Genomic DNA, 6,493 nt, shown 5'->3' with positions numbered 1-6,493 from the left:
GGGGATGCGCCTGAAAGCTGGACACCAACGGTTGCTGGTGTGCAGGCTTCAGCCGCCCGTCTTGCTGCTCCGCAGCGCGGGGGGAAGCGCCTGAAGGCTGGACACCAACGTGCGCTAGTGTCCAGGATTTCGCTGCTCCGCAGCGAAATTCAATCGCCGGGCAGCTAGACACCTCCCTGCGATGGCCCCACGGGGGAGAAATGGACGGCAATGGGGCGGGTGAATCGACCGAATGGTCAACCTCCCCTACAATAGAACCAGTGGCAGGCCGGTTGCTTGTCGCTCGTCTTCCGTCTTTTTGAAAGTGAGTCCCTTGACCACGCCAACGCTCCCCACCGTCCCATCCGATCCGAACACCCACGCGGCTCACCAACTGGCGACCTACAAGACGCTCTCCAGCGAGGAGTTGATCGCGAGAATCACGGCCGTTCGCCAGGAACTGGGAAACTCGTTGCTGATCTTGGGGCACCACTACCAGCAGGATGAAGTGGTTGAGCACACCGACCTGCGCGGCGATAGTTATCAGTTGTCCGAGATGGCCGCGCAGAGCGAAACGTGCCGGACGATCGTGTTTTGCGGCGTGCACTTCATGGCTGAAACGGCCGACATTCTGGCCAACCGTCCGGAAAAGCTTGCCAGCCGCAACGGGGAACGTGTCCGCGTGATTTTGCCGGACATGGCCGCGGGCTGTTCGATGGCCGATATGGCGGCGATTGCCCAGGTCGAGGCGGCCTGGGAAGACATGTCCGAAGTCATCGACACCGAGCGGGTGATCCCGGTCACGTACATCAACAGCGCTGCCAGTTTGAAAGCGTTCTGCGGAAAACACGGCGGCATCGTCTGCACCAGCAGCAACGCCCGGGCGGTGCTGGAATGGGCTTTTGAACGCGGTGACCGTGTCTTTTTCTTCCCCGATCAGCACCTGGGACGCAACACGGCCCTGAAGATGGGGATCACCGAAGACCAGATGCCGGTTTGGGATCCGTACGAATTGGAACTCGGCGGAAACGATGACCAGGCGATCCAAGACAGCCGGGTGATCTTGTGGAAAGGCCACTGCAGCGTCCACCAAATGTTCCGCCCCGAGCACGTCGCACAATTTCGGGCACAGCACCCGGGGATCAAAATCTTGGTGCACCCGGAATGTCCGCGGGAGGTCAACGATTTGGCCGACGTCTCCGGCAGCACGGGCTTGATCATCCGGACGGTGAAAGAAAGTCCGCCGGGCACGAAGTGGGCGATCGGAACCGAGTTGCATCTGGTCAATCGGCTCAAGGCCGAGCATCCCGAGCAAGAAATCCACTTCCTCAGCCCCGTCCTGTGCATGTGCGCGACGATGTATCGCATCGATCTGCCCCATTTGTGCTGGGCGTTGGAGAATCTCCGCGAGGGGACTCCGGTTAACACGATCGAGGTGTCTGAAGAGGTGACCAAGTGCAGTTTGGTCGCATTGGAGCGGATGTTGGCGGTGAAATAGCGGCCCCTATGACCGTCAAACCCGGTGCAAACTCGACGAGGGACAAAGTTTCACCACGTTGAATCGGGGCAAACTGGGCGTTTGATGCTTTTAATGCCGATTTCGTTGACAGTTGATTTTTGCGGTAACTATACTTCCGGGAGTGCGGAATGGCGGTTGATGCGAGGGCATCCTGCGTTTCTGCAAGGAAAATCCATCGTGGGCACCCGGCTTATCGTCGCTCACCAACCCGGCATTTTGTCGCCTGAACCCTACCAAATTCGACAACGTGTTCGGACCGCTCCTGTCAAAGGAAAGCTCCTAAAATGACCTTACTTGGGAAGTCGTTTACCGTCATCATTTTCCTGCTCAGCCTGTCCTTCATGGTCTTGGCCCTGGCGGTCAATGCTTCGCATCGCAATTGGCGCGATGTCGTGTTGGGGCCGAGCGGGTACAAGGAAAAGATCGAGGCCATCTCGCGCGAGAACGAGCAGCTGGAGGACGCCAAGCAGCGGGCTCAAGCGGCGCTCAGTCGTGAGCAGGTCGCCCGTCGAACCGCACTCGCTTCGTTGCAAACCCAGCTCGACCAACTGCAAGAAGAATTGCAATTGCGAATCAGCTCGGTTCAGAAGCTCGAAGGCGAATTGTCCAACTTGGCTCAGGTCGACAAGATCCGTGCCGAGGAGCTGCAAACGCTGACCGACACGACCGCAAACCTTCGCGATCAGGTACGCAAAGAGCAGCAAGATCGCGACGCCTTGTTCGCCCAAACGCTGGTGCTGCAAGACAAACTCAACGAAGCTCGCGGCGTCCGCCTCGAATTTGAAACGCGGAATCAGAATCTGCAAAAAGAGCTGACTCGATTCCGAGAGATCGCCGACCACATGGGGATCGATCCCAAGGCGCCACTGGACGGGGCTCCGCCGGAACGCAATGGAAACGTATTGGTCATCAATCGAACCAAGGGTTTGGCCGAAGTCTCGATCGGCATGGATGACGGAATTCGACCAGGCCACGAACTCGAAGTCACGCGGAAATCGCGTTACATCGGCCGTTTGAAAGTCCTCAAAGCGACGCCCAACCGAGCCGTCGGCGAGATCATGAAAGACTACAGCGAAGGATTTATTTTGGAGGGTGACCGTGTCGACACTTCCATCGACTGAGGGTGGCAAACAGCCGCCGAGCGTCTACACCGTCATGCTGGTGCTTAGCATGGTGTTCTTGTTGATCGCTGTGATTGCCATGTGGATCGAACTGCGACGCTGGGCACCGGATTATTTCCGAACCAGCGGAGCCAACCCGATGGTGCAGGTCGTCACCGACATCGACCAATACGCCTAGTGCTACTTGCGGAGTAGCCAATTCATCAGCGGCGGGCAAATCCGGTCGGCATAGACCAGCATCTTGCCTCCCAGGCTGAGGATCACTTCGCTGCGACGTTTGCCGACTGCGGCAAGCGTTGCCGCTGCGACGCGATCAGCCGGCCAACTGCCAATACTCTTCGAAGTGGCGTTGGCGTCGGAGTCCACCAGCACGTCGAAAAACTCGCTCTCGGTCGTGCTCGGACTGACCAAGGTCACCCGGACCGACGTTCCGGCCAATTCGGCACGCAGCGCATCGCTAAAGCCATGCATCGCAAACTTGCTGGCACAATACTCCGATTTATCCGGCACCGCGCGATGGCCCAGCACGCTGCCGAGATTGCAAATCACCGCGTCGTCGCTGGATTTCAGGTAGGGTAGCAAACGACGCGTCAGTTGCGCCGGGGCAAAGAAGTTGACCTCCATGATCTTTCGCAGCCGTGACTCCGTCGCCTCTTCGAAGCTGCCGATCGCGCCGATGCCGGCGTTGTTGACCAGCAGATCCAGTGAGCCACCGCGAGATCGGATCAGCGATTCAATTTGATCGTGTGTCGCCGAGTCAGTCACATCACCACGGATCGGCAGCAACAGATCGTCGTCGCCGTCGCAATGGATCTCTTCGGAGAGCGACTGCAAGCGATCCGCCCGACGTGCGACCGCGATGACTCGGCAACCGGCCGCGGTGAGCCGCTTGGACAGGCAGCGACCGATGCCGCTGCTGGCACCGGTGACGACAGCCAGTTTTCCGCTCGGATTCCAGTGGGCCAAGTCGTGGGTCCTTTAACGGATGTTGCACGGCGTTGCCGCTGCTGTGGGGGGTCGCAAGCTGGAAGCGTACGCCACTGTGGGGGACGTAAGCTGGGCGCTTACGCCACGTCGGTGGCTGGGGTGTCGACGGGCGGTTCAACGGGGGTTTCAACCGGTGCGAAGGTGCCGGTGCCGGCCGGGCGGATGGAGATTGCCGACTTGCGGGCCGGCCCCATCGCCGCAACGGGCATCTTCACACGCACGTTGACGACGTCGGCACCGAAGTGCTGCGAAACAATTTCTCCCTTGGCCGCCAGATAGGCCAGCAATTTGCCGTCACCGGGATCGACATCGATGTCCAAATCCAGGAATTCCCGGCCGAGCGCCTCGCCGACCGCCTCGGTCAACATCTCAAGTCCCTTGACGCTCTTGGCGCTGACGGGAATCGCGTTCGGGTAGCGATCCAGCACCCGGTTCAGCATCGCCGGCGACTTGATCGCATCGATCTTGTTGAGCACCAACAGCGTGTCTTTCTCTTCGATCTCCAGTTCGCTGAGCACCTTGTACACGGCGCTGATCTGGTCAAACACGTTCGGGTTGCTTGCGTCGGCGACGTGCAGCAACAGATCGGCTTGCCGCGTTTCTTCCAGCGTCGATTTAAAGCTGGCAACCAAGGAGTGGGGCAGGTCGCGAATGAACCCGACGGTATCGCTCAGCAGGACGGTGCCCCAGTGAACCAAGTACCAGCGACGGGTGCGAGTGTCCAGCGTGGCAAACAGCTTGTCCGCCGCTTGCACTCCCGCCTCGGTCAACGCGTTCATCAACGTGCTCTTGCCGGCATTGGTGTAACCGACCAGCGACACCGTCGGTGCTTCTTTGCGCGAGGCGACTTGGCGTTCGCGACGCGATTCGACTTTGCCCAATTCTTGTTTGAGATCGTGGATGCGTTTTTGAGCCAATCGGCGGTCGACTTCCAGTTGCTTTTCACCGGGGCCACGCATCCCCACGCCCATCGCTTGACGTGACAGGTGGGTCCACATCCGCTTCAATCGCGGCAGCGTGTATTCCAATTGGGCCAGTTCGACGGCCAAGCGGGACTCGTAGGTTCGCGCACCGGCGGCGAAAATATCCAGAATCAACTCGGTCCGATCCAGCACTTTGGCGCCCGTCGCTTTCTCCAGATTCCGGATCTGGCCGGGAGTCAATTCGTTGTCGAAGATCACCACGTCGGCTTTGGTCTTTTCGACCAGCAAACGCAATTCCTCGACTTTTCCTTTTCCGAGGTAGGTGCCATGTTCAGCCGACGCACGCCGCTGAATCAATTCGCCGACAACTTGGGTGCCAGCCGTCGTCGCCAATCCATGCAATTCCTCCAGCGGATCTTCCGGAGCCGGCGTGTCGGGCAAGATCAATCGTGCCAAGACGCTTCGTTCCGGAGTGTCATCACTGACTAGATGTTGTTCACGCACTTAGGGAAAAGTCCTCCTGAAATCGTCGGGTCGCTCGGACCCCTCTATTATAGCTTCGCAAGACTGACAACGTCGGCCTGGTGCCGCCCAACTGTGCACCTCGCATACCAACCGGGCGAAAATCAGCCGCTTTTGGGCGACGCTCTGAAGCATTTTTAGCGGCATGGGGCGTGTACCCCACCGCGAATCCCCCGCTAAACGCAGGGAACACGTGCTTCACAGCGGTACCCGCCGGGGCCGGATTGTAAGGCTTCGATGGGTAAACCCCAAAGGATTTTCGGCCGGATTGTTGATCTCGAAATCTGGATCAAACCCTCGAACCACAGGCCATCGATGCCAACCAGACGCGATCGGCCGGGGAGGGGTTCGCGGCGGGCCAGAGAAGACGCGATCCAGGCGGATAGCCCACCGAACACAGACCACCGGGCTCAGCGTGGTTTCTTGCGACCGCGTGCTTTGGAGCCGACCAGGGTCACAAAGTACCCCTCTTGGGTCACTCGACCGGTCTCGTCCAGCAATTGTCTCAGCCAGCGCACCTTGACGGCACGGCGACCGTGGGGCTCGATCTGGACAATCTCGTTGCGTCCCTGAACGCGATCCCCAAAGAAAACCGGGGCGACAAACCGCCAGTCTTCCACCGAGACAAAGGCCAGCGTGGATGCTGTGGGATAATTCGTGCCCAGCCCTGCCAACACGCTCAGCCCCAGCAATCCGTGTGCGATCGGTTTTCCGTACGGAGAGGCCGATCCCTGATCGCCGTGCAGTGGCGTGTGGTCGCCGGTGAGGTCAGCGAACGCCTGCACATCGCCGTCGGTGATCTCACGCGTCTCGGTCAACCAAACATCTCCGACGGCCAAGTCTTCCGCGTACAGCGTCGGATCGGCCGGAGGGAGCGTTTCGAGCGGCGTGGCGGTCGAAACCAGATGCGTCGTCTCCGGGTCTTCCGCGCTGACAAGTTCGGTTTGTTCCGAATTGATCCGAAAGATCGCTGTCTGTGGATCCGTTTTGGCGTCCGTTTCGTTGGCAGTTGATTCGGTCATCAGGACTACGGCGATCTCAGGAGACGGAGGGGGGACACGCATCGTCACGTGACGGGCACCATCATGCCGCATGTGGTCCGGTCTTCCTAGGATTCAAGGACGTCATTCTTTAGTTTTTTCCCGCATTTCTCGATCTTTTTCGTTTGCGGCGACGGCAACGGTTCGGCCGTCTGGGGGATGTCGGTAGACTCGGTAAGCTGGCGGTCCATGACGTCTCCGCCCCCGAACCGGCCTGTCGATTCAAGCCCCCACGCGTTGGCAAAGGGCCACGCAGCACCCCTCGCCCACGCGTCGCGCGTGGCGTCATGGCGTTGATTTCGAAACATCGATTGAGTCGACAGGCCAGAACGGAGAAGGGATAAGATAGAATGCGACAGGCCCGCTGCCGTTTCGGCCGGGCGATTGTCGCCTGCTTGCTTT

The 6,493-nt window shown here is 59.5% G+C and carries 6 protein-coding genes; 3 read left to right on the top strand and 3 right to left on the bottom strand.

Annotated features, from left to right (window positions below):
- Positions 1-373: 373 nt before the first annotated feature.
- From nadA to ABX749_RS17150, 3 genes are all read left to right on the top strand, one after another.
- A complete protein-coding gene (nadA, locus tag ABX749_RS17160; protein ID WP_372897039.1) occupies positions 374-1,477 on the top strand; it encodes a quinolinate synthase NadA in 1,104 nt (367 codons plus the stop codon).
- A gap of 305 nt (positions 1,478-1,782) precedes the next feature.
- On the top strand, positions 1,783-2,619 hold the full coding sequence (locus tag ABX749_RS17155; RefSeq protein ID WP_095742557.1) for a hypothetical protein: 837 nt from the start codon (positions 1,783-1,785) through the stop codon (positions 2,617-2,619).
- On the top strand, positions 2,597-2,797 hold the full coding sequence (locus ABX749_RS17150; protein WP_145208734.1) for a hypothetical protein: 201 nt from the start codon (positions 2,597-2,599) through the stop codon (positions 2,795-2,797). The genes ABX749_RS17155 and ABX749_RS17150 overlap by 23 nt, the downstream gene beginning before the upstream one ends.
- A gap of 2 nt (positions 2,798-2,799) precedes the next feature.
- Here ABX749_RS17150 and ABX749_RS17145 read toward each other — a convergent pair whose 3' ends face one another.
- From ABX749_RS17145 to ABX749_RS17135, 3 genes are all read right to left on the bottom strand, one after another.
- Positions 2,800-3,585 carry an SDR family NAD(P)-dependent oxidoreductase gene (locus ABX749_RS17145; protein WP_372897038.1) on the bottom strand — a complete coding sequence of 262 codons (786 nt, stop codon included), beginning with the start codon at positions 3,583-3,585 and terminating at the stop codon, positions 2,800-2,802.
- 98 nt (positions 3,586-3,683) lie between these two features.
- The gene (hflX, locus tag ABX749_RS17140; protein WP_095742554.1) at positions 3,684-5,033 is read right to left on the bottom strand and encodes a GTPase HflX; all 1,350 of its coding nucleotides are present in this window, start codon (positions 5,031-5,033) and stop codon (positions 3,684-3,686) included.
- A 428-nt stretch (positions 5,034-5,461) separates the two neighbouring features.
- The gene (locus ABX749_RS17135; protein WP_372897037.1) at positions 5,462-6,073 is read right to left on the bottom strand and encodes a MaoC family dehydratase; all 612 of its coding nucleotides are present in this window, start codon (positions 6,071-6,073) and stop codon (positions 5,462-5,464) included.
- Positions 6,074-6,493 lie beyond the last annotated feature (420 nt).

Source organism: Stieleria sp. (assembly GCF_041595215.1).
In the GTDB taxonomy this organism is placed as follows: domain Bacteria; phylum Planctomycetota; class Planctomycetia; order Pirellulales; family Pirellulaceae; genus Stieleria; species Stieleria magnilauensis.
The sequence above is the reverse complement of the archived record's forward strand: the minus strand, read 5'-3'. Positions and strand labels throughout refer to the sequence as shown.

Excerpts from the sequence above, each read along its gene's own strand:
- ABX749_RS17155 (WP_095742557.1), top strand. The coding sequence starts at position 1,783 with ATGACCTTACTTGGGAAGTCGTTTACCGTCATCATTTTCCTGCTCAGC.
- ABX749_RS17135 (WP_372897037.1), bottom strand. The coding sequence starts at position 6,073 with ATGACCGAATCAACTGCCAACGAAACGGACGCCAAAACGGATCCACAG.